The organism is Pedobacter paludisoli (assembly GCF_052344095.1).
In the GTDB taxonomy this organism is placed as follows: Bacteria; Bacteroidota; Bacteroidia; order Sphingobacteriales; family Sphingobacteriaceae; genus Pedobacter.
This window is the reverse complement of sequence record NZ_CP179926.1, coordinates 2,441,756-2,462,598: the sequence shown is the minus strand read 5'-3', so window position 1 is coordinate 2,462,598 and position 20,843 is coordinate 2,441,756. Positions and strand designations below refer to the sequence as shown.

Below are 20,843 nucleotides of genomic sequence, written 5' to 3'. Positions count from 1 at the left end.
CGTTTGTCCCGCTTTCCGCTTTATTCCGATGAAAAACGGAATGCTCGCTTCAATCGGGTTTAACGGGCAAGGCCTGTAAAAATTTTTAACGTTTCCCGGCAATACGCCTATCTTTTAGCGTTGTTTTTTTAAGTCTTGTTTGTCTGCCATGATGAAACATTTGGCAGCGCAAAATAAACGTTACAAGTTATCAGGGCTCTTAAATAATTTGTATTTTCAACCACCAAACTAAAATTCATGAAATACCTATTTGCAGCAGCATTTCTTTGTACAACCTGTTTTGCTCAGGCGCAAGACCATTTTGGCGCTATTTTTTCGCAAATCAATACCGAGGTACAACAAAACTCAAAAGCATATCAAAATTTAAAATACGAAACAGAAACCATCGGACACCGTTTAACCGGTTCCGTAAACGGGGAAAAAGCAGAGCAATATGCGTATGATTTATTAAAATCATACGGTTGCGATGTTAAATTTCAACCCTTTTCAGTAGAAAGTTGGAGCAGAAAAACAATTGATGTAGCAATAGGGGCTGACATAAACAGTTTAGCCAAACTGAAAGCTGTAACCTTAGCACATTCACCCGTAAAAGCAGATATTACGGCCGAAATTGTGGATGCTGGAAATGGATTAGAGGCCGATTATCAGGCAAATCCCGCAAAGTATAAAAATAAAATAGCCTTAATCTATTTGGGGGTGTTGCCAGGTTCAGAGCCGGGCACCAAATCTTTGCACCGCTCTGAAAAAACAGCAATTGCCACAAAATATGGTGCAAAAGGGGTTATTATCATCAATACCGTAAAAGATGGCGTCCTATTAACTGGTACAGCATCGGTTACTGGAAAGTTAATCCCAATTCCAGCGGTGTGCATAGGTCTGAAAGATGGTATGGCTTTAAAAGAAAAGTTAAAGACGCAAACGCAGGTGGCGCGCATCAGCATGACCAATTTTTCGGGCGTCATAAAAGCGAGAAACGTGATCGCTACCTTTAAAGGAACTGAATTTCCGAAGGAAAAAATTGTTGTTGGCGGGCACTTAGATAGCTGGGATTTAGCCACCGGAGCAATCGATAATGGAATTGGCTCTTTTGCCATATTAGACATGGCTAGAACGTTTAAAAAATTGAACTTATCCACCAAGCGAAATGTAGAATTTGTGCTTTTTATGGGTGAGGAACAAGGTTTGTTGGGCTCAAAAGCCTATGTGGAGCAAGCAAAAAAGAATAAAACGTTAAAAGAGGTAAAGTTCATGCTCAATTACGACATGACCAACGACCCGAAAGGTTTTACCACTTCGCGTGTTGAAATGAAAGAATTGTTTAATGCCTGGGGTGCCGACATTATGAAGATTGATACGGGCTTTAAGAATAAATTTAATGCCAGTGCCGGGCTCCACAGCGATCATCAACCTTTTATGTTAGAAGGAATTCCAACGGGCGGCGGCTTTGGTGGAAAGCTACCCAATAACTCAGGACCGTTTTACCATTCTGATGGCGATTCATTTAAATTAGTAGATGAGCAAGAGCTGAAAAACACTGTTCGTTACAGCGCCATGCTGGTTTATGCATTAGCAAATACACCAAAAATTCCGGTGGCTGTTCAAAGTGATGCCGAACTGAAAGCCTTCTTAGAAGCACAAAATTTAAAAGAGCCCTTAACCATTGCCGGCGAATGGCGCTGGAAATAATATTTGCTTTAAAACCTTGGTGCTAAATGTTAAATGTTAAATTTTCTTTCGAGGTAGTTTAATGAAATGATATATTTGTTATTCAACCAGATAAATTAATCACCATAATGGCGAAGTTGCGTAATAAAACCACCATTATTCTTGTCGATAAGAATCAAACTGCTAGAAAGCCAATTCAAATTCCTACAAATTATGTATTGCATTGGAAAAAATATGTTTTAACCATTGTTGGCGTTTTTATTCTCTTAATAGTCAGTATTGGATATCTTCTAAAAAGTAAAACCGATGCTGATTTAGTACAAGTGAGGCTGGAAAAAGAAATTAAAAAACACAAACAGCAATTATCAGCTGTTGATACCACCTCCTTGAAAAAATACTACGCTTCTATTGACAAAAAGCTGGTTAAAATAAATAAGTACCTCAAAGCCCGCGGAATAAAACCTATTTTGACCGAGAATAAAGGTGGCGAGAGCAGCAACGATTTGTTATCGGAAGAAGAAATAGCCGTTTTTTACGAAAGTTATTTGAATAGAATTGAACGAAATGTTGCTTTTACGCCAATGGGCTATCCCTTTAAAGGAGTAATAACTTCGGGATATGGGCACCGCGAAAATCCGTTTACAGGCGAGAATGTAGAAACCCATAAAGGGCTAGATATTCGTGCATCTTATGGCGATTTAGTGAAAGCAACTGCGAACGGAAAAATTATTTTTGCAGGTAGTAGGGGCGGATATGGCAATTGCGTTGTTATTCAACACGGTAATGGTTTTCAAACCTATTATGGGCATTTATCGCGTATTTTGGTTCGAAATGGTCAAAGCATCGAATCGGGGAATTATATCGGTAAAGTTGGTTCAACAGGCCGCTCAACCGGACCACATTTGCATTACGAAATTCATAAAAACGGTAAAGTTATAAATCCAAGATCCTTTTTAACCTTAGAATAGTATGTTTAAGAAAAACAAGCAAACACAACCATTGGCCATAAACCAACAAGAAATAACGACTGTAATTGGCGAGGACATTGTAATTGATGGTACAATTAAGGGACAGTTGGTTATTCGGATAGATGGTACGGTAAATGGCGATGTACTGGTAGAAGCAGGGGTTGTTTTGGGTGAAAAGGGTGTGGTTAACGGTAACGTGGATACAAAATCGGCCATTATTTACGGTTCGGTAAAAGGAAATGTAAAGGCCAATCAATTGGAGATTAAGCAATCGGGAAAAGTGGAAGGCGACATTAAAACTGAGATTTTGGAGATCGAGTTAGGGGCGCAATACAATGGTAAATTGGAAATGAAACAATTTATCAGTAAGGAAGAAGTATCTGCCGCATTGTAATTACCCACTGATATAGCTTTCTAATTGCGAAATGGTTTGCTTTTGGTCGGCGATAATAAATTTCACAACATTGCCGATTGATACCATTCCTTTTACTTCATTTGCTACTACGATGGGTAAATGCCGAATGTGTTTATTGGTCATAATTTCCATGCAAGTATCAATGGAGTCGGTTAAGGTAACCGAAATAGGGTTGGGGGTCATCGCTTCAACAATCAAAGTATCTTTTGATGATTTTCCTTCTAAAATAATTTTACGGGCGTAATCGCGTTCGGTAAAAATGCCTTTTAATTGATCATTTTCCATTACAAGTACTGCGCTGATATTTTTGTCGGTCATAACTTTTAGTGCTTCAAAAACAGATGTATTTCCTGTAACCGAAAAGATGTTGGCTTGTTTGGTATCAAGCAGATGTTTAACTGATTTCATAACACTTTTATTTGGTTAAGTTAATTTAAGGAATAATTTTCTTATTATCAATAGTTTATGATGGTTTTTGTTGCTAAGATATTAAGATTGTTTAGCTGTAAATTAGAGGGAAAATAGTTGTTACCAATTTGGTAATTATTTTCGTATCTTTACACGATGCGAATTATTGCTAAAAAAACGCTTGTTAATTTTTATAAAAAACAGGGAGCTGCGAAGGCTAGTTTAGAAGCTTGGTATGCTGAGGTTGTTGGGCATGATTGGTTGATGCCTGGAGATGTGATTAAGGTTTATGCAACTGCAGATGTTATAACAGGTAAGCGTTTTGTATTTAATATTAAAGGAAACGATTTTAGATTAATAGCGGATATAGAATTTAAACTTAAAATTGTTTTTATTGTTTGGGTAGGTACACATGCTGATTACGATAAAATTAAGGTTGAGGAGGTAAAATATGGTAAAAGTAATTAAAACCGAAGAAGAGTATGAGTTGGCTTTAGAGAAAGCTTACCAACTAATGCAGAAAGACATGGTATTGGATACTAAAGAAGCGGATGAATTGGATTTGCTCACCTTGCTAATTGAGCATTATGAGGAAAATCATTATCCAATTTTACCACCATCGCCAATTGAAGCCATTAAATTTAGACTAGAACAATTGGGGAAAACGCCAACGGAGCTATCTAAAATTTTAGGTGCCCGAAGTCGTCAATCGGAAATTTTAAGTGGCAAACGCAAGCTAAGTTTAAGTATGATTCGAAAATTGCACGCGGTTTTAAAGATACCTGCCGAGAGTTTGATTGGGGCGTATTAAGTGATAATTTTTGATCGAATTGTCTTTTTTAATAAATTAATATATGGATAGGCCTTTTTATAGTGTTCAGAAATAATACTTACATGTTTTTAAAAGATTTGATGAAACACAAAAATTTCAATTTGAGTATTATGACAAATTTATCTTGTGGATAATTGGGCTTGGTGTTGCTTCTATCACATTGATTATAATAAATACAGATAAGGTTTATCTGATTTTAAATAAAAATTTGATTGCTTGGGTAATTATTTTGTTAGTTATATCAATGATATCAGGGGTTTTATATAGAATATTTTTTTTTGGATTTAGGTATCATATTGTTTCGTCAATTGGCTATTTAGAAGATGCTTTAGTACAGGATAGTAATGATATTGAAATCGATGCTGAAGATTTGCCTGTCGATACTCCTATTCCTATCTTGCTTGAAAGGCTTCTTTCATATTTTGGAGAAAATTTATATGATTTTGTGGATGGTTTAGGGGAAAGAACCGAAGTACAAGATGTTGCTCTGAAAAAAACATTGCTAGATAGATACGATATGCTTCGTAAATGGGCAAGGAAGGATTTTTATCTGGGCAATATGTATGTTCGTGATTCAATTTGTAAAGCATTCAACCTTTCAAGAAAGGAGTTGAAATATTTGAAAGAAACGAAGTATAATTTTCTCAAATATTCTAAAATTTGTAATTGGTTTTTATTTTTTTCGATTGGTTCATTTGTTGTCTCAGTTTTGGTTTTTGCAATCGGATTTTTAATTAATAATGTTTAGTTTTCTATTTATCTCTAGGCGCTTATATTAAAAAGAATCACACCCCTTGGTAAAATAAACCCGGTGGGAGCGAACACGGAGTGTAACGAAGTAAAGCGAACGACGGGCCCGAAGCCAACCAAAGAATTACAGGTTTTGCTTTTCTTATAAAGTTTAAAAGCTAAAGCAAAAAGTTTAAAGCGAGTTAAGTTTGTGCTCAGAAATACACAAATTGCTTCGGCTCATTCAAAATACCGCTTTGTAATACCTTATTAGCCAATAATCTACCAACTGAAGATTAATGACTTACTACTCTAGACTTAGTGCTCTTGATGTCAAGCTCGCTACTTCAAACTTTTTTCATCTAACCCCTTGATTTTTAAAAAGAATTGTTCTACTTTTGCAGTCCGTTTTATGGGCTAGAACTATCTAGCCGGGGGAGCGGTAAAAATTTTTAAATAAAAAATATAAAAAAGCACAATGCCAACCATTCAACAATTAGTTAGAAAAGGTAGAGTAGCACTGGAGTTCAAGAGTAAGTCTCCAGCGTTGGACAGCTGTCCACAGCGAAGAGGTGTATGTACACGTGTGTACACCACTACCCCTAAAAAACCAAACTCAGCAATGCGTAAAGTAGCCCGTGTTCGTTTAACGAACGGTAAAGAGGTGAATGCTTACATTCCAGGAGAGGGTCACAACTTACAAGAGCACTCAATCGTATTGATCCGTGGTGGTCGTGTGAAAGATTTACCAGGTGTACGTTATCACATCATCCGTGGTGCATTAGATACTTCAGGTGTAGCTGGTCGTAACCAACGTCGTTCTAAATATGGTACTAAACGTCCTAAACCAGGTCAAGTAGCTGCTGCGCCTGCAAAAGGAAAGAAAAAATAATCGGGAGGAAATAAGAAATGAGAAAGTCAAAACCAAAAAAGAGAATTATTCTTCCTGATCCAAAATTTAATGATGTTCAGGTAACTCGTTTTGTAAACAATATGATGTACGATGGAAAAAAATCGATCGCATATTCTATTTTTTACGATGCTGTTGAAATTGCTGAGAAAAAAGCAGGTGAAAACGGTTTAGAAGTATTTAAACGTGCATTAGCGAATATTATGCCAGCTGTAGAGGTTAAATCTCGTCGTGTTGGTGGTGCTAACTTCCAAGTTCCAACTGAGGTTAGACCAGAGCGTAAAACAGCTTTAGGTATGAAATGGTTAATTTTATATGCTCGTAGACGTGGTGAAAAAACCATGAAAGAGAAATTAGCTGGCGAAATCGTAGCTGCTGCTAAAGGTGAAGGTGCTGCTGTTAAGAAGAAAGAAGATACGCATAAAATGGCTGAGGCTAACAAAGCGTTCTCTCACTTCCGTTTCTAGTATCATTCGCAAATTAGTAAGATTACACAGATTTAATTAGAAGATTATACTGATTAGATAAATTGCACCGATTTGTTTTTTACATAATCGGTGTAATCATTTAAAATCAGATAAATCAAAAAAATAACATGGCAAGAGATTTAAAATTTACAAGAAATATTGGAATCGCGGCTCACATTGATGCAGGTAAAACTACAACAACTGAGCGTATTCTTTATTATGCTGGTGTAAGTCATAAAATTGGTGAGGTACACGAAGGTGCTGCAACCATGGACTGGATGGCACAAGAGCAAGAGCGTGGTATTACCATTACTTCTGCTGCAACAACAGTTAACTGGAAATACAGAAACCAGAACTATCACATGAACATCATTGATACTCCGGGACACGTGGATTTTACCGTAGAGGTAAACCGCTCGTTACGTGTATTAGATGGTTTAGTGTTTTTGTTCTCTGCAGTTGATGGTGTTGAGCCTCAATCTGAAACGAACTGGCGTTTAGCAAACAACTATAATGTTGCACGTATCGGTTTCGTTAACAAAATGGACCGTTCAGGTGCTGATTTCTTAAAAGTTGTTAAACAAGTAAAAGAAATGTTAGGTAGTAATGCAGTTCCATTGCAATTGCCTATCGGTTCTGAAGATCAGTTTAAAGGTGTGGTTGATTTAATCAACAACCGTGGTATCGTTTGGAACGAGCACGATAAAGGGATGACTTTTACAGAGGTGCCAATTCCTGATGATATGTTAGATGAGGTTGCTGAGTGGAGAGAGAAATTATTAGAATCAGTTGCTGATTATGATGAGTCTCTAATGGAGAAATTCTTCGAAGCTCCTGAAACGATTACTGAACGCGAAGTATTAGACGCTTTACGTGCAGCTGTTTTAGATGCTAAAATTGTTCCTATGGTATGTGGTTCATCTTTCAAAAACAAAGGTGTTCAAACCATGTTGGATTATGTAATGGAATTATTGCCTTCTCCTTTAGATTCTGAAGGTGTTGTAGGTACAAATCCAGATACAAACGAAGAAGTTTTATTAAAACCTAGTATTGATGAGCCTTTTGCAGCTTTAGCATTTAAAATTGCAACGGATCCTTTCGTAGGTCGTTTATGTTTTATCCGTGTTTATTCGGGTAACTTAGAAGCGGGTTCTTACGTATACAATACACGTTCAGAAAGTAAAGAGCGTATTTCGCGTATTTTCCAAATGCACGCAAACAAGCAAAACCCAGTTCCTAACGTAGCTGCTGGTGATATTGCTGCTGTAGTTGGTTTTAAAGATATCAAAACGGGTGATACACTTTGTGAAGAGAAAAACCCTGTTGTTCTTGAATCAATGGTATTCCCTGATCCAGTTATCGGTTTAGCAATTGAGCCTAAAACGCAAGCTGACGTTGATAAATTAGGATTAGCTTTAGGTAAATTAGCTGAGGAAGATCCTACATTTAAAGTAGAAACAGATCAAGAAACTGGTCAAACAGTTATCTCTGGTATGGGTGAGCTTCACTTAGATATTTTAATTGACCGTTTAAAACGCGAATTTAAAGTAGAAGTTAACCAAGGTGCTCCACAAGTAGCGTACAAAGAGGCTATCTTCGGAAGCGCAGAACACCGTGAAGTTTACAAAAAACAATCAGGTGGTCGTGGTAAATTTGCCGATATTAAAATTGTTATTTCTCCAATCGATGCCGATTTCGAGAAAGGTGGCTTACAATTCGTAAACGAAATTGTTGGTGGTGCAATTCCTCGTGAATTTATCCCTTCAGTTGAGAAAGGATTTGCTTCTGCAATGGCAAACGGTGTATTAGCTGGTTATCCACTTCCAGATATGAAAGTACGTTTGATTGATGGTTCATTCCACGCAGTCGATTCAGATGCTTTATCATTTGAGCTTGCAGCTCGTATGGCATATCGCGAAGCATTACCTAAATGTAAACCAGCGTTGATGGAGCCTATCATGAAAATCGAAATCTTAACCCCTGAAGAAAACATGGGTGATGTTATCGGTGATATGAACCGTCGTCGTGGTCAATTACAAGGTATGGATACTCGTAATGGATCTCAAGTTATCAAAGCATTGGTTCCACTTTCAGAAATGTTTGGTTATGTAACGCAGTTACGTACCATTACTTCAGGTCGTGCAACTTCTACAATGGAATTTGATCACTACGAGCCAGCGCCTAAAAACGTTCAAGACGAAGTAATTGCTAAGTCTAAAGGTAGAGTTAAATCAATCGACTAATTAAGAAATAAGGCGTAAGGCATAAGGGTTTTAACCCTAAGCCTTACACCTTATTAAAAGATAAAACCGACCCTTGTTATTAATAGCTCTAACATTGGTCTTAATTAAATAAATAACATGAGCCAAAGAATCAGAATTAAATTAAAATCTTACGATTATAATTTAGTAGATAAATCTGCTGAGAAAATCGTAAAAACTGTTAAACCTACGGGTGCAGTTGTAAGTGGTCCAATTCCACTTCCTACAGAGAAAAAAATCTTTACTGTTTTACGTTCTCCGCACGTAAACAAGAAAGCAAGAGAGCAATTCCAATTATGCGCTTACAAACGCTTATTAGATATTTATAGCTCGAACTCTAAAACAGTTGATGCTTTAATGAAACTTGAATTACCTAGCGGTGTTGAAGTTGAAATCAAAGTTTAATTGATTTTAAATCGAATTGAAAAAGTTCCAATGCAAATTGGAGCTTTTTTTTTGCCTTTTTAACGCATAAATTAAAGAAGAGAACAGCAGTTGTTCTCTTCTTTGTTTAATGAATTTTCATGGTAGATGAGAATACAATTAAAACTCAACAAGCGTAATTACATTAAAACGGAACAAATACTATTGCCCGTATTATTATTTACAGGATTTAAATAATCTTTAATGCGAGTGTTAATTGCATACAAAGTTCAAAAACTTATACAAAATGTCAATCAATCTTCTATGTTTTTTGATTTATGTCAATGCAGGAATGCTCACAGTATAGTTTTAGTACATATTGATGGTTTGCGCCATGTCGCATCGAAGTTTCTCGACCGCATCTTTGGCCCGGTTTTTCCATTTCTCTGCATTCTCTTGCAAATCATCAACAAATGATTTTTGATCGCAAATTCTCTTTTTGGTAGCTAATTTATAACCATAAATTGCTGCAGCCCCCACTAGGGCATATTTCATAAGTCCCATGTTACGTTGATGTTTAATTTTTGTTGAGATGCTTTTTGTTCATCTCCTTCAGTTATTACAACATTTTGATTTTGAAATGGTTTACTTTTTTTGAGAAAAAAAAGGAGTTTATGAGTCAAAATTTTTTGTGCCATCAACAACACTTTGCTTAACTTGGTGCCTTAATTAGGTAATACGGTATACATGGAGTGGAAATATTTACTTTCGAATAAAAGATTTGGTCAGGAACAATACGGCGCTAGCACCGATAGAGCTCGTTCGGATTTTCAAAGAGACTACGATCGTTTAATTTTCTCATCTCCTTTCCGTCGTTTACAAAATAAAACGCAGGTTTTTCCATTGCCTGGGAGTGTATTTGTACACAATCGTTTAACACACAGTTTAGAGGTTGCAAGTGTTGCTCGTTCTATGGCGAATCTTTTCTTAAATGAGTTGGAAGAGAAGTTGCCAGCGTTGTTAAAAGACACGCCTATGCTAACCGAAGTTGGGAACATTGTAGCTGCGGCTGCATTGGCACACGACTTGGGGAATCCGGCTTTTGGACATTCTGGTGAAGCAGCTATTTCTCGCTATTTTACCGATGGTGATGGTCGGCAATATCAAAAAGAAATGACCGATAGGCAATGGCACGATTTAATCAATTTTGAGGGGAATGCAAATGCTATTCGGATATTAACACATCCATTACGCGGTAAAGGAAACGATGCCTATGCATTAACCTATTCTACCTTGGCATCGATAGCAAAATATCCTTGCGCCTCCATTGCCGGTAAGCAAAAAGGTTTACTTCACCGAAAAAAGTATGGCTTCTTTCAGTCAGAAGAAGAGACTTTTACACGAATTGCGAATGAATTGAGGCTTGAGAAAGAAGAACATGAGTACTTAATTTATAAACGTCATCCTTTAGTGTTTTTGGTAGAAGCTGCCGACGATATTTGTTATAGTATCATCGATTTAGAAGATGCACATCGCTTAAAAATTCTTTCTTATGAAGAAGTTAAAGGATACTTGTTGCCCTTTGCAAATTCGACTACCATTGAGGATCGTTTAAAAAATGACTATGAAGATGATGATGCTAAGGTTGGTTTATTGCGTGCAAAGGCCATCAACACGTTAACTAAAATTTGCTCGGAGATATTTTATCGCGAACAGGAATCTTTGTTGGCGGGGACTTTGAATAAAAGTTTAACCGATTTGTTGCCAGAACCGTATTTGACAGCTTGGAAGTCGATAGAAAAAATATCGGTTGAAAGAATCTATAATTTCTCATCCGTGATTCAAAAAGAGGTAGCGGGCTATAAAATTATGGCGGGCTTATTGGAAGAATTTGTGCCGGCGTTAATTCACAACAACACGCATTACTATAAAAAATTAGTAAAACTGATTCCTAAACAGTATCATATGGATAAAGAAGACATTTATTCTAGAACACAAAGTGTGTTAGATTTTGTGTCAGGAATGACGGACTTATATGCGGTTGATTTGTATCGAAATATTAAGGGAATTTCTTTCCCTTCAGAAACCTAAAAGGGTAATTTGACTTGCTAAAAATACAGTAAGTAGGCTGAATAATGCGATTTTTTAAGGTCAAATGCAGCTTTTTAGCGAGGGTTTTGTAAAAAATAGGAGAGATTTGAAAATTAATCATTTGATTAACAAATGGTTGTTTTAAGTAAGGGCTATTAGTACTTAATTTTTAGTAATCCCAAATTAAAGTGGACATACTATTTGGTAGATTTGGACGTTAACGATTTCCTTTTAAATCGTCCCAAACCCTATTTTTGTATATCCCTTTTTATGAAAAAAATGTTTCTCGCGGCCGTACTGTGTCTAGGTATGGCTATTTCTGTGAAAGCACAAGCTCCTCAACAGTTTAATTATCAGGGTGCAGCCCGTAATCCGAACGGATCACCCTTAGCAAGTAAAAATATCTCGTTGAAAATTAGCATTCTTGATGGATCAACCATGGGAACTGTTCAATACACCGAGACCAGAACTGTGCAAACCAATGCATATGGTTTATATAGTGTAATGATCGGTAGTAGTGGTGCTAGTGCAGTTACGGGTACCATTGCAGGTGTAAGTTGGTCATCAGGACTAAAGTTTGTGCGCGTGGAAATTGATCCCGAAAACGGAAGTAATTTCACGATTGCCGGTACCGCTCAATTGTTAAGTGTTCCTTATGCATTGTATTCTGCAAATGGACCAGTAGGCCCTAAAGGCGACAAAGGTGATACTGGTGCTGTAGGCCCTGTTGGAGCAACAGGTGCTACAGGGCCACAAGGTTCAATTGGTTTAACGGGAGCTACCGGTCTAACAGGTGCAACTGGTGCAGTAGGTCCTCAAGGCCCTCAAGGTCCGGTTGGCCCATCAACAGGTGTTGCCTCAGGCGATTTAAGTGGCAATTATCCTAGTCCGACTATTGCCTCCTTACAAGGAAAAACACTCTCTGCCTCGGCTCCAATTGCTAACCAAGTTTTAATGTACGATGGTACGGTATGGAAACCAGTAGGTTTAAATACAGCAGATTTAAGTGGTTCCAAAGCATTAACCTCAACCGATTTAAGCGTTAGCACAAATGGTAGTATAGCCTTACTGAAAGATGTTACCATTGACATCAAATCAAACGCAGTAACAACGGCTAAAATTGCAGATTCAGCGGTTACTATTCGCAAACTTGGTAGCGCGGGTATTGCAGATGCAGGCAAAGTCTACGTTACAAATGCAGTTACAGGTGTCCCAGAATTGATAGCTAGAAGTTCTTTTAGTAATTTTTGGTCTTTAAAAGGTAACAGCGGTAATAGCGATGGTGCTACAAATTTGCTAGGGAATACTGATAATGTAGCCCTTAGTTTTTTAGTAAACAATCAGCCAGCGGGTAGATTGGGTGCCTCGGGTGAAACAAGTACATCTTTTGGTTATAAAACAAATTTTGCCAATTCAGCGTCGATAAGAAATAGTGCTTTTGGTAAGGAAGTATTAAGTGAAAATATGTCTGGATACGATAATAGTGCTTTTGGTTACAATACACTTAAGTTAAGTTTAAGCGGTATTTATAATACCGCTATAGGCTCGAGAGTATTGTCGGCAAGTATTTCAGGTTCACATAATACCGGTATTGGAGCCTTGGTGTTGTCAAGCAACGTGGCGGGAAGTTATAACACGGCAGTAGGTAGTTATGCTGGTTCATCAAGTACAGGTTCAAATAATATCTTTATTGGTTATAATGCTGGTGCGCAAATTACAAATGGTGACGATAAATTAATTATTGCCAATTCAAATACCTTGTATCCATTAATTTCTGGAACGTTTACTTCAAACGGAGGTTTATTAACCTTAAATAACACCAATGCAGCAACAGCTACCACAACCGCACCTGCTTCAGTGAGTACATTAAATGTGAACGGTTCAGTTTCTACCAGTATGTTGTTGGTTTCAGCTGTTTCATCTGTAACCTTAGATGCATCTAATTATTCGGTACGCGTGACCAACCCAAGTGCAGTTACCCTTAATTTACCAGCAGCTTCAACCTGTAAAGGCCGTATTTATGTGATTACTAAATCGCAGGCAGCAGGTACCATCACATTAGGCACAGGGATTAAATTGGTTGACGATTCTGTTTTAACCAGCATTGTTACAGGTACATCATTAACCATTCAAAGTGATGGAAATGAGTGGTTCGCACTTAATTAGAATCAAATGAAAATGAAATATTTTTTATTGGCGCTTTTTTCGTTTTTCCTTTTAGGCGAAGTAACGCATGCGCAAACAACCTCCAATGGTGTTACTCTAAACTCAGCCAGCATGTATGGAAAGGTTGGGAATCAATTGTATGACTTCAGCGTAGGAGAAATGGTGTTGGTTCAAACCTTTCAAACAAATTCTCTGATTTTAAATCAAGGATTTTTACAACCTGTTTTGCTTGAAACCACCGCGCCTGATATTGTGATTGTCAACAATATTTTAACACCCAACGCAGATGGAAAGAACGATTTCTTTGTTGTAAAGGGATTGGAGAATTATCCTTCCAATAAAATCAAAATATTTGATAGAGCAGGCCGTACGGTTTTTGCTGCTACCAATTATAAAAATGATTGGGATGGTTACGTAGACGGGAAGCCCCTGGCTGAAGATACATATTATTACATATTGGATTTAGGTAAAGCCTCGGTAAGTAAGGGCTTTATCTCCATCTTATTTAAAAACTAGTAAAATTGGAAAAGATAAAATTTTATATAGTCGGTTTTTTTCTATCGATCACAGCGTCTTTTGCTTATGGACAGTTAAATCCGATGGGAGCCATTTATTTTCAAAACCAATTTTTAAATAATCCGGCAATGGCGGGATTAGAAAATGGATTAATCTTAAATGCGGGTTATAAAGTGCAATGGTCTGGCATTAAAGGAGGCCCCAAAAATCAATACCTAACAGCCGATTATGGCTTGCAAAATAACAAAGTTGGTTTAGGCTTTACCATGTTAAAGGAAAGTGCCGGAGCGATTAACCGCACAAAATTTGCATTCACATATTCTTACCATTTGCCATTGATGGGTGATTCTGATTTTCTTGATTTCGGTATTTCAATGGGATTGATGGATGAGAGTTTTGATTATGCATTGGCAAATGCCGATTTAAGTGATGATGTAATCGCAAGTTTTAACGACCGCAAAACCTATATTGATGGTGATTTTGGTGCAACCTACAGAAACAAAGGATTGAGTATTCAGGGATCTGTTCCAAATTTGAAGCGTATTTTTAACCGCGATGCTAAGCGTAATGTAGTAGATCAATCTATTTATTATGCTGCCGCAAGTTATAAGTTCGATTTTGATAATACCAATTTTACAAGTGTTGAGCCGAAAATTGCTTATAGAGGAGTTGAAAATTATGATGGGATTATAGATGTTGGTGCAAACCTTAAATTTATACAGAATAAACTAATGTTTAGCGCAATCTATCACAGTACGAATAGTGTTACTGCGGGTGGTGGATTTAATAAAGATCTGTTTTCTATAATTTTTCAGTACACCACCAATACGGGGCAAATGCAAGATTATACCAATGGGGATTTTGAAATTGGATTAAAATATCATTTCAAAAATAAGAAGTAAAAATGACCCTAAGCAAAAGAGGCTGTCTCAAAAAGGCAGTCTCTTTTTGTTTTAAAAAAAGTTGATAAATTCTTGTTTAATAATTTTGTTTAATCATTTGAATTTCAGATATTTAAGTATAAATATTTAGAAATTTATGTCGTCAAAAACCCCTGTTTTCAAGCCTTATTACCAAGATCAGATGATGGCTTTTCCACCTACATTTGACGAATTAATAACTGCAGGGCACCCAGTTAGGATAGTTAACGATGTGATAAACAAAATCAATATCCAAAGCCTGCTAAATGCCTATCAAATCAAAGGCAGCTCGAGTTATCACCCTCAAATGCTCTTAAAGATTCTAGTTTATGGGTATGTAAGTAACGTTTATAGCAGCAGGAAACTAGAAACTGCTTGTCGGGAGAATATTAACTTTATGTGGCTTAGTGGAATGAGTTATCCAGATCACAATACCATTAATCGTTTTCGCGGGGTTCGTTTAAAAGAACACTTGCGCAAAATATTCGAAGAAGTTGTTTTGTTATTAGCCGAAGAAGGCTTATTGAGTATAGAAGAAGTTTATACCGATGGCACCAAAATAGAGGCAAATGCCAATAAATATACTTTTGTATGGAAAAAGGCTATTCAAACCAATAAAGAAAAGATGAAGTTGGCTTTAGCCGATATTTGGACTTATGCCCAAAGTATAACTAAAGCTGAAGATGAACTTCCTGATCCACCTGATTTTACCGAAATAAATAAAGAGAAAGTACAAGCAACGGTAGATAAGCTTAATGAAGTATTAGCTGATAATCCCGATGCAAATAAAAAGATTAAAAACAAGCTGAAATACATCAGTAAAGAATATCCAAAAAAGATAGCTGAATATGAGGTAAAAGAGGCTATTTTAGGTAATCGCAATAGCTACAGCAAAACCGATGAGGATGCCACATTTATGCGTATGAAAGAGGATCATATGCGTAATGGCCAGTTAAAAGCGGGTTATAATGTACAGATATCAACCTCAAACCAGTTTATTGTAAACTACACCATTCACCCAAACCCAACCGATACCACCACTTTAAAAGCCCACATCGAACAACACGAGACCAGCTTTGGCAAAAGTTTAAAAAGCATTACCGCAGATGCAGGATATGGTAGTGAAGAAAATTACGAACTATTGGAGCAGAAAGGAATTGAAGCTTATGTTAAATACAATATGTTCGACAAAGAGCAAAATGAACGATATACCAGTAAGAAAAGCTTTCAAGCCGACAAGTTATTTTACAACCAGGAACAAGATTGTTATATCTGCCCAATGGGCCAACAGATGCATTACATTGGCGATGCAAAACGAAAAACCAGTACCGGTTTCGAACAAACAAGTAAAAGATATCAAGCAAGAAATTGCAGCAATTGCCCATTAAATGGTGTTTGTCATAAATCGCAAGGAAACCGAATAATAGAAATTAACACTAATCTACTCAGCCATAAACAAACAGCTTATCAATTGCTAAACAGCGAGAAAGGAATTGAGAAGCGAAAGCAACGATGTTATGATGTTGAGCCAGTTTTCGGAAATATTAAACAGAACCAAGGGTTCCGCCGCTTTATGCTCCGTGGAAAAGAAAAAGTGGCAATAGAATGGGGATTATTGGCAATCGCACAAAATATAAGGAAAAAAGCAGCTTAAAAAGACTGTTTTTTCATGCTTTTTGAAAAATTGAACAGCTAAAACTGATTTTAGACCATACCATGTCCAAATGATACCAAATTGGAAATAAAATAAAAAAGAGGCCGTCTCGGTATTTTGGGACAGCCTCTTTTGTGTTTATAAAAGATGAATTATCTTCCTCTTAATTCATCCAATTTGTTTCTTTCATCTTGCAGTTCTCGGGCCAGTCTCATTTCTTTTTCCTTCGCCTTTGCTTTGTGCGCTTGAAATTCATCAGATACTTCCTGATACAATTGAGTACGGTGTTGCGCTTCGTTTTTGTATCGGCCTATGCTAAAAATAAAGAAAGCCAACGCAAGGCCCAGAATAATAATGATAGACCAAACAATTAAACTATATAAGCCTTTATCTATATTAAGACCCAAAACACTTATTTGATCCGCATTTGAAACACTGCTTTCTAGAGATGAGTCCTTAGCACTTATTTCTTTTTTTAATAACGTGATGCTATCGCTTAATGCAGTCTGATTATTTTTAATGGTTTGAAGTTCTTTACGCTCTTTCTTTAATGTATCGTTCACGCTTCTCCATAAACTAGATAAACGTACGGGATTTATCAATTTAGCACCATAAGAACTTTTAGATTTTGCTAAAAGAAAATTATACTGCCCATTTAAAGAAGGGTCAGTAGGTTGACTTACGTACGGTTTAATAGCCTTTGTTGTGTCGGGTTTAACTTGCGCAAAAGTAATGCTTGAAACAAGTAATAGTGCTAAAAGAAAATAAGAGTGATTAATTTTTTGCATAGTTTAAAAATTCTTTAAAGTGTAAATCTACATTTTTATAAACGCTTTGTCCAGTTGCGTATTGAATATTCGTATTTAACCGTTATCACAAGCATTAATAGGTATTAACAAAATAATCTTGGTTTTAGTATAGAATTTGGTTAGATAGTTTACATTTGTTTTATGCAAATTGGAATTATTGGTCTGGGCGATATGGGCAAATTATACGCCTTATCGTTTGCAAATGCTGGTTATCGTGTGTGTGGTGCAGATATGCCAGCACATTTTAATGAATTAAAAAATGAATTACAAGGCAAAGGAATCGAGGTATTAATTGATGGGCATGAGGTTGCAAGAAAATCTGATTTCATCATATATTGTGTAGAAGCGGAGAAAATAGACGAGGTGGTCGCCCTTTTTGCGCGCTCAACCAAATACGGTGCTATTGTTGCCGGCCAAACCTCAGTGAAGCATCCCGAAATTGCTGCATTTGAAAAACACTTACCAGCCGATACCCAAATTGTTACATGCCACTCTTTGCATGGGCCAGCTTTTAGTCCGGAAGGGCAAACGCTCGTGGTGGTTCGCCACCGTGCAAGCGATGAAGTTTACCAAAAGGCATTGAAGATTTATCAATCTTTAAAATCAAACATTATTGAAATGGATGATTATAAAGAGCACGATAAGATTGTGGCCGATACGCAAGCTGTTACACACATGGGCTTTGAAAGTATGGGCTCTGCTTGGAAAAATGCAGGTTTTTTCCCTTGGGATAACCCGGCTTATGTAGGCGGCATTGATAACGTGAAAATTTTAACCACGCTTCGCATCTTTAGTTATAAGTCGCATATCTATGCCGGACTGGCAATTTTAAATCCCTATGCACAAAAGCAAGTACGTTATTATGCGCAGGCCGAATCAGAATTGTATAAGTTGATGATTTGTGAGAACGAAGTTAAATTTCGGGAGAAAATTTACGCAGCACGGGATTTTGTGTTTCATGAAAGCAGAAAATTATTGTTGCTCGATGATAAAGTAATGGGAGAGTTCAGTCTATCGGATGAACAACATCATCAAAAACCGAATTCGCATTTAAGCATACTGAGCATGGTGTACGCGTGGTATAAAATGGGCGTTAATCCGTATGATAATTTAATTTGCCAAACGCCGCCTTTTAAATTACGTTTAGGTATTGCCGAATATTTATTTAAGAACGACGCCATGTTGGAAGAGTCTATTCATACCGCTTTGTACGATAAATCTATTCGTGGCGATGATTTAGAATTTCATACTGCAGTTCATGAATGGGCGTCTATAATTGGTTACGGAGACCTAAAAGGATATAAAGAACACTTTGAAGCAGCAAAGTCATTTTTTACCAATCGCTTGGAGCACGGTAGAGATTTAAGCGCTCAAATGATTAAAAGGTTAGGGTAATAGCTTGTAATGTTGGTTTTGAAGTTTGCAATTTTTGATGGTTGCTTACAAAGTAAGGCGCTTCTTTTGAAGCCAAAGTTTTGATCCTGCAATTTGCGAATCGTACTCATTGAATAGCTTTGCAAGGAGCTACGATGATTTTTGCCGAAAGAACATGTTATTTTCTTTATCTCCCATATACCATATAGACTTTATTTTATTGTGCTAATAATTCTTTTGAGCAATCCTAGAGGCTTATATTTGCCTCCATGTCTGTATTGTTATTCACTTTAATTGTACTAGTTGGGGCTTTTTTGGCTGGATTACTTGGCTCTTTAACTGGATTAGGGGGCGGAGTAATCATCATCCCTTTGTTAACATTGGTTTTAGGAGTCGATATTAAATATGCTGTAGGAGCCTCTATTGTGTCGGTTATCGCAACCTCTTCTGGATCTGCCGCTGCGTATGTGAAAGAAGGTATTACCAACATTAGACTTGGGATGTTCCTGGAGATTGCAACAACGTTGGGTGCCATCGGAGGAGCTGTATTGGCGGCTTATTTGGTGCCAAGTTACATTGCTGTAATTTTTGGCTTTATTCTCATCTTTTCTGCCATCATGACTCTTAAAAAGAAAGTGGATCATTCTACACAAGAGCGTACCGATAGATGGGCGAAATTTTTTAAGCTAAATGGTTTTTATCCCGATAACGGAGTAGAACATGCGTATGCGGTAAAACACGTTCCCGGTGGCTTTTTTATGATGTTGTTTGCAGGGATACTCTCGGGTTTGTTGGGCATTGGCAGCGGCGCTTTAAAGGTAATTGCTATGGATAACATCATGCGTTTGCCATTTAAAGTATCAACCACCACCAGTAACTTTATGATGGGCGTAACAGCAGCTGCAAGTGCTGTGGTATATTTGCATCGTGGTCAGATAGACCCGGGTATTGCGATGCCAGTGTGCATAGGGGTATTAACGGGAGCAAGTATGGGATCGAAAGTATTAATACATGCAAACACAAATAAGTTAAAGAAAATTTTTGCTGTTGTAGTGGTTCTTTTAGCGCTGCAAATGATTTATAAAGGATTAACCGGAGGATTGTAATGAGCACTGAAAAGAAACAAGCACTCGATGATAAAGACATTCAACTTATTTTAGGGACACTTTTACGTGCAGGTGTAATTATTTCAATGAGTATCGTTTTACTTGGAGGGGTAATCTACCTCATTCATAATCAGGGTGCCATTGCCAATTACAGTGTGTTTACACCAGAATTGGCACAATACAGTTCCATCGTGTCTATTTGTAAAGGAGTTTTAACCTTTAAAGGAGAGGCAGTGGTTCAGTTTGGTGTATTGATGTTGATTTTTACACCTATTGCTCGCATTGGCTTTGCCTTGTTTAGCTTCTTAATAGAGCGCGATTATCTCTATGTATTAATAGGTTGTATCATTTTAGCGATTATTGCCTTAAGTTTGAATGGCGGTTTTGCACATTAGGCGGTACTTTTCTAGCTAACTTCCCATCTATCAGTAAATTATTTGAAAAAATATTCTCCTAACTATTTGATAATTAAGAAATATTTTCTATTTTTGCCGTCCCTTTCGAGGGATTGAACAACCACCTTGAACGAAGCCCTACTGCTTCGATGGGTGTTAAAAAAAATATAAAATGTCAGGAATTATTGGAAAAAAAGTAGGAATGACCAGTATCTTTGATGCCGAAGGAAGAAACATTCCTTGTACGGTAATCGAGGCTGGGCCTTGTGTAGTTACACAAGTAAAGACCGAAGAAAAAGACGGGTATTCATCAATCCAATTGGGTTACGATGAGAAAAAAGAGAAAAACACAACTCAACCGTTAAAAGGCCATTTCGCGAAAGCAAACACAACTCCAAAACGCAAACTTGTTGAATTCAACTCGTTTACAGCTGAACTTAATTTAGGTGATGTTGTAACTGTAGATGCATTTGCAGAAGGCGATTTTGTTGATGTTGTTGGTACCTCAAAAGGTAAAGGTTTTCAGGGTGTTGTTAAACGTCACGGATTTGCCGGTGTTGGTATGCAGACTCACGGTCAGCATAACCGTTTACGTGCGCCAGGTTCATTAGGTGCATCGTCATTCCCTTCACGTGTATTCAAAGGAATGCGCATGGCTGGAAGAACAGGTGGAGACAGAGTAAAAGTTCAAAATTTACAAATTTTGAAAGTTTATGCTGAGCAAAACTTATTAGTTGTTAGTGGTTCCGTTCCAGGAGCTAAGGGTTCTTACGTAATCTTAGATAAGTAGTCAG

The 20,843-nt window shown here is 37.2% G+C and carries 22 protein-coding genes; 19 read left to right on the top strand and 3 right to left on the bottom strand.

Going from position 1 to position 20,843, the window contains the following annotated elements:
* Positions 1-237: 237 nt before the first annotated feature.
* The 3 genes from ACJVDK_RS10070 to ACJVDK_RS10060 all read left to right on the top strand — a co-directional run bounded on the left by ACJVDK_RS10070 (position 238) and on the right by ACJVDK_RS10060 (position 3,027).
* Complete coding sequence (locus ACJVDK_RS10070; protein ID WP_443936535.1) at positions 238-1,686, top strand: M20/M25/M40 family metallo-hydrolase; 1,449 nt, start codon at positions 238-240, stop codon at positions 1,684-1,686.
* A gap of 107 nt (positions 1,687-1,793) precedes the next feature.
* On the top strand, positions 1,794-2,633 hold the full coding sequence (locus ACJVDK_RS10065) for a M23 family metallopeptidase (protein ID WP_443936534.1): 840 nt from the start codon (positions 1,794-1,796) through the stop codon (positions 2,631-2,633).
* A gap of 1 nt (position 2,634) precedes the next feature.
* Entirely contained in the window at positions 2,635-3,027 is a 393-nt protein-coding gene (locus tag ACJVDK_RS10060) for a bactofilin family protein (protein ID WP_443936533.1), read from the top strand.
* Here ACJVDK_RS10060 and ACJVDK_RS10055 read toward each other — a convergent pair whose 3' ends face one another.
* Positions 3,028-3,456 carry a CBS domain-containing protein gene (locus ACJVDK_RS10055; RefSeq protein ID WP_443936532.1) on the bottom strand — a complete coding sequence of 143 codons (429 nt, stop codon included), beginning with the start codon at positions 3,454-3,456 and terminating at the stop codon, positions 3,028-3,030.
* A gap of 156 nt (positions 3,457-3,612) precedes the next feature.
* Here ACJVDK_RS10055 and ACJVDK_RS10050 point away from each other — a divergent pair, with 156 nt between their 5' ends.
* From ACJVDK_RS10050 to rpsJ, 7 genes are all read left to right on the top strand, one after another.
* Positions 3,613-3,924: a type II toxin-antitoxin system HigB family toxin gene (locus ACJVDK_RS10050; RefSeq protein WP_443936531.1), complete on the top strand. Its 312-nt coding sequence runs from the start codon at positions 3,613-3,615 to the stop codon at positions 3,922-3,924.
* Positions 3,908-4,267, top strand: a complete 360-nt coding sequence (locus tag ACJVDK_RS10045; protein ID WP_443936530.1) for a helix-turn-helix domain-containing protein — start codon at positions 3,908-3,910, stop codon at positions 4,265-4,267. The genes ACJVDK_RS10050 and ACJVDK_RS10045 overlap by 17 nt, the downstream gene beginning before the upstream one ends.
* A gap of 145 nt (positions 4,268-4,412) precedes the next feature.
* On the top strand, positions 4,413-5,036 hold the full coding sequence (locus ACJVDK_RS10040) for a hypothetical protein (RefSeq protein ID WP_443936529.1): 624 nt from the start codon (positions 4,413-4,415) through the stop codon (positions 5,034-5,036).
* Between the two features lie 459 nt (positions 5,037-5,495).
* Entirely contained in the window at positions 5,496-5,909 is a 414-nt protein-coding gene (gene rpsL / locus ACJVDK_RS10035) for a 30S ribosomal protein S12 (protein ID WP_012780770.1), read from the top strand.
* A 17-nt stretch (positions 5,910-5,926) separates the two neighbouring features.
* On the top strand, positions 5,927-6,394 hold the full coding sequence (gene rpsG, locus ACJVDK_RS10030; RefSeq protein WP_443936528.1) for a 30S ribosomal protein S7: 468 nt from the start codon (positions 5,927-5,929) through the stop codon (positions 6,392-6,394).
* 128 nt (positions 6,395-6,522) lie between these two features.
* On the top strand, positions 6,523-8,637 hold the full coding sequence (gene fusA / locus ACJVDK_RS10025; protein WP_443936527.1) for an elongation factor G: 2,115 nt from the start codon (positions 6,523-6,525) through the stop codon (positions 8,635-8,637).
* Between the two features lie 117 nt (positions 8,638-8,754).
* Positions 8,755-9,060, top strand: a complete 306-nt coding sequence (rpsJ, locus tag ACJVDK_RS10020) for a 30S ribosomal protein S10 (RefSeq protein ID WP_008244591.1) — start codon at positions 8,755-8,757, stop codon at positions 9,058-9,060.
* Positions 9,061-9,387: 327 nt separating this feature from the next.
* Here the strand turns inward: rpsJ and ACJVDK_RS10015 are convergent, their stop codons facing one another.
* Positions 9,388-9,582 carry a YtxH domain-containing protein gene (locus ACJVDK_RS10015; protein WP_443936526.1) on the bottom strand — a complete coding sequence of 65 codons (195 nt, stop codon included), beginning with the start codon at positions 9,580-9,582 and terminating at the stop codon, positions 9,388-9,390.
* A gap of 183 nt (positions 9,583-9,765) precedes the next feature.
* On the opposite strand from ACJVDK_RS10015, the gene ACJVDK_RS10010 reads away from it, so the two are divergent.
* The 5 genes from ACJVDK_RS10010 (at position 9,766) to ACJVDK_RS09990 (ending at position 16,365) form a co-directional block, all read left to right on the top strand.
* Entirely contained in the window at positions 9,766-11,109 is a 1,344-nt protein-coding gene (locus tag ACJVDK_RS10010) for a deoxyguanosinetriphosphate triphosphohydrolase (protein WP_443936525.1), read from the top strand.
* Between the two features lie 270 nt (positions 11,110-11,379).
* Positions 11,380-13,275, top strand: coding sequence for a hypothetical protein (locus tag ACJVDK_RS10005; protein ID WP_443936524.1), 1,896 nt, complete (start codon positions 11,380-11,382; stop codon positions 13,273-13,275).
* A 6-nt stretch (positions 13,276-13,281) separates the two neighbouring features.
* Positions 13,282-13,791 carry a gliding motility-associated C-terminal domain-containing protein gene (locus ACJVDK_RS10000; RefSeq protein ID WP_443936523.1) on the top strand — a complete coding sequence of 170 codons (510 nt, stop codon included), beginning with the start codon at positions 13,282-13,284 and terminating at the stop codon, positions 13,789-13,791.
* 5 nt (positions 13,792-13,796) lie between these two features.
* The gene (locus tag ACJVDK_RS09995; RefSeq protein ID WP_443936522.1) at positions 13,797-14,693 is read left to right on the top strand and encodes a PorP/SprF family type IX secretion system membrane protein; all 897 of its coding nucleotides are present in this window, start codon (positions 13,797-13,799) and stop codon (positions 14,691-14,693) included.
* 136 nt (positions 14,694-14,829) lie between these two features.
* Positions 14,830-16,365 (top strand): IS1182 family transposase, encoded by a 1,536-nt coding sequence (locus ACJVDK_RS09990; RefSeq protein ID WP_443936436.1) that lies wholly within the window; start codon positions 14,830-14,832, stop codon positions 16,363-16,365.
* Between the two features lie 152 nt (positions 16,366-16,517).
* On the opposite strand, the gene ACJVDK_RS09985 is transcribed toward ACJVDK_RS09990, so the two are convergent.
* A complete protein-coding gene (locus ACJVDK_RS09985; RefSeq protein ID WP_443936521.1) occupies positions 16,518-17,153 on the bottom strand; it encodes a hypothetical protein in 636 nt (211 codons plus the stop codon).
* A gap of 162 nt (positions 17,154-17,315) precedes the next feature.
* On the opposite strand from ACJVDK_RS09985, the gene ACJVDK_RS09980 reads away from it, so the two are divergent.
* The 4 genes from ACJVDK_RS09980 (at position 17,316) to rplC (ending at position 20,839) form a co-directional block, all read left to right on the top strand.
* Positions 17,316-18,569 carry an NAD(P)-binding domain-containing protein gene (locus ACJVDK_RS09980; protein ID WP_443936520.1) on the top strand — a complete coding sequence of 418 codons (1,254 nt, stop codon included), beginning with the start codon at positions 17,316-17,318 and terminating at the stop codon, positions 18,567-18,569.
* Between the two features lie 248 nt (positions 18,570-18,817).
* Positions 18,818-19,654 (top strand): sulfite exporter TauE/SafE family protein, encoded by an 837-nt coding sequence (locus tag ACJVDK_RS09975; RefSeq protein ID WP_443936519.1) that lies wholly within the window; start codon positions 18,818-18,820, stop codon positions 19,652-19,654.
* Complete coding sequence (locus ACJVDK_RS09970) at positions 19,654-20,049, top strand: DUF1634 domain-containing protein (protein WP_443936518.1); 396 nt, start codon at positions 19,654-19,656, stop codon at positions 20,047-20,049. Before ACJVDK_RS09975 ends, ACJVDK_RS09970 begins: the two co-directional genes overlap by 1 nt.
* A gap of 172 nt (positions 20,050-20,221) precedes the next feature.
* Positions 20,222-20,839, top strand: coding sequence for a 50S ribosomal protein L3 (rplC, locus tag ACJVDK_RS09965; protein WP_443936517.1), 618 nt, complete (start codon positions 20,222-20,224; stop codon positions 20,837-20,839).
* The last annotated feature ends 4 nt before the right edge of the window (positions 20,840-20,843 follow it).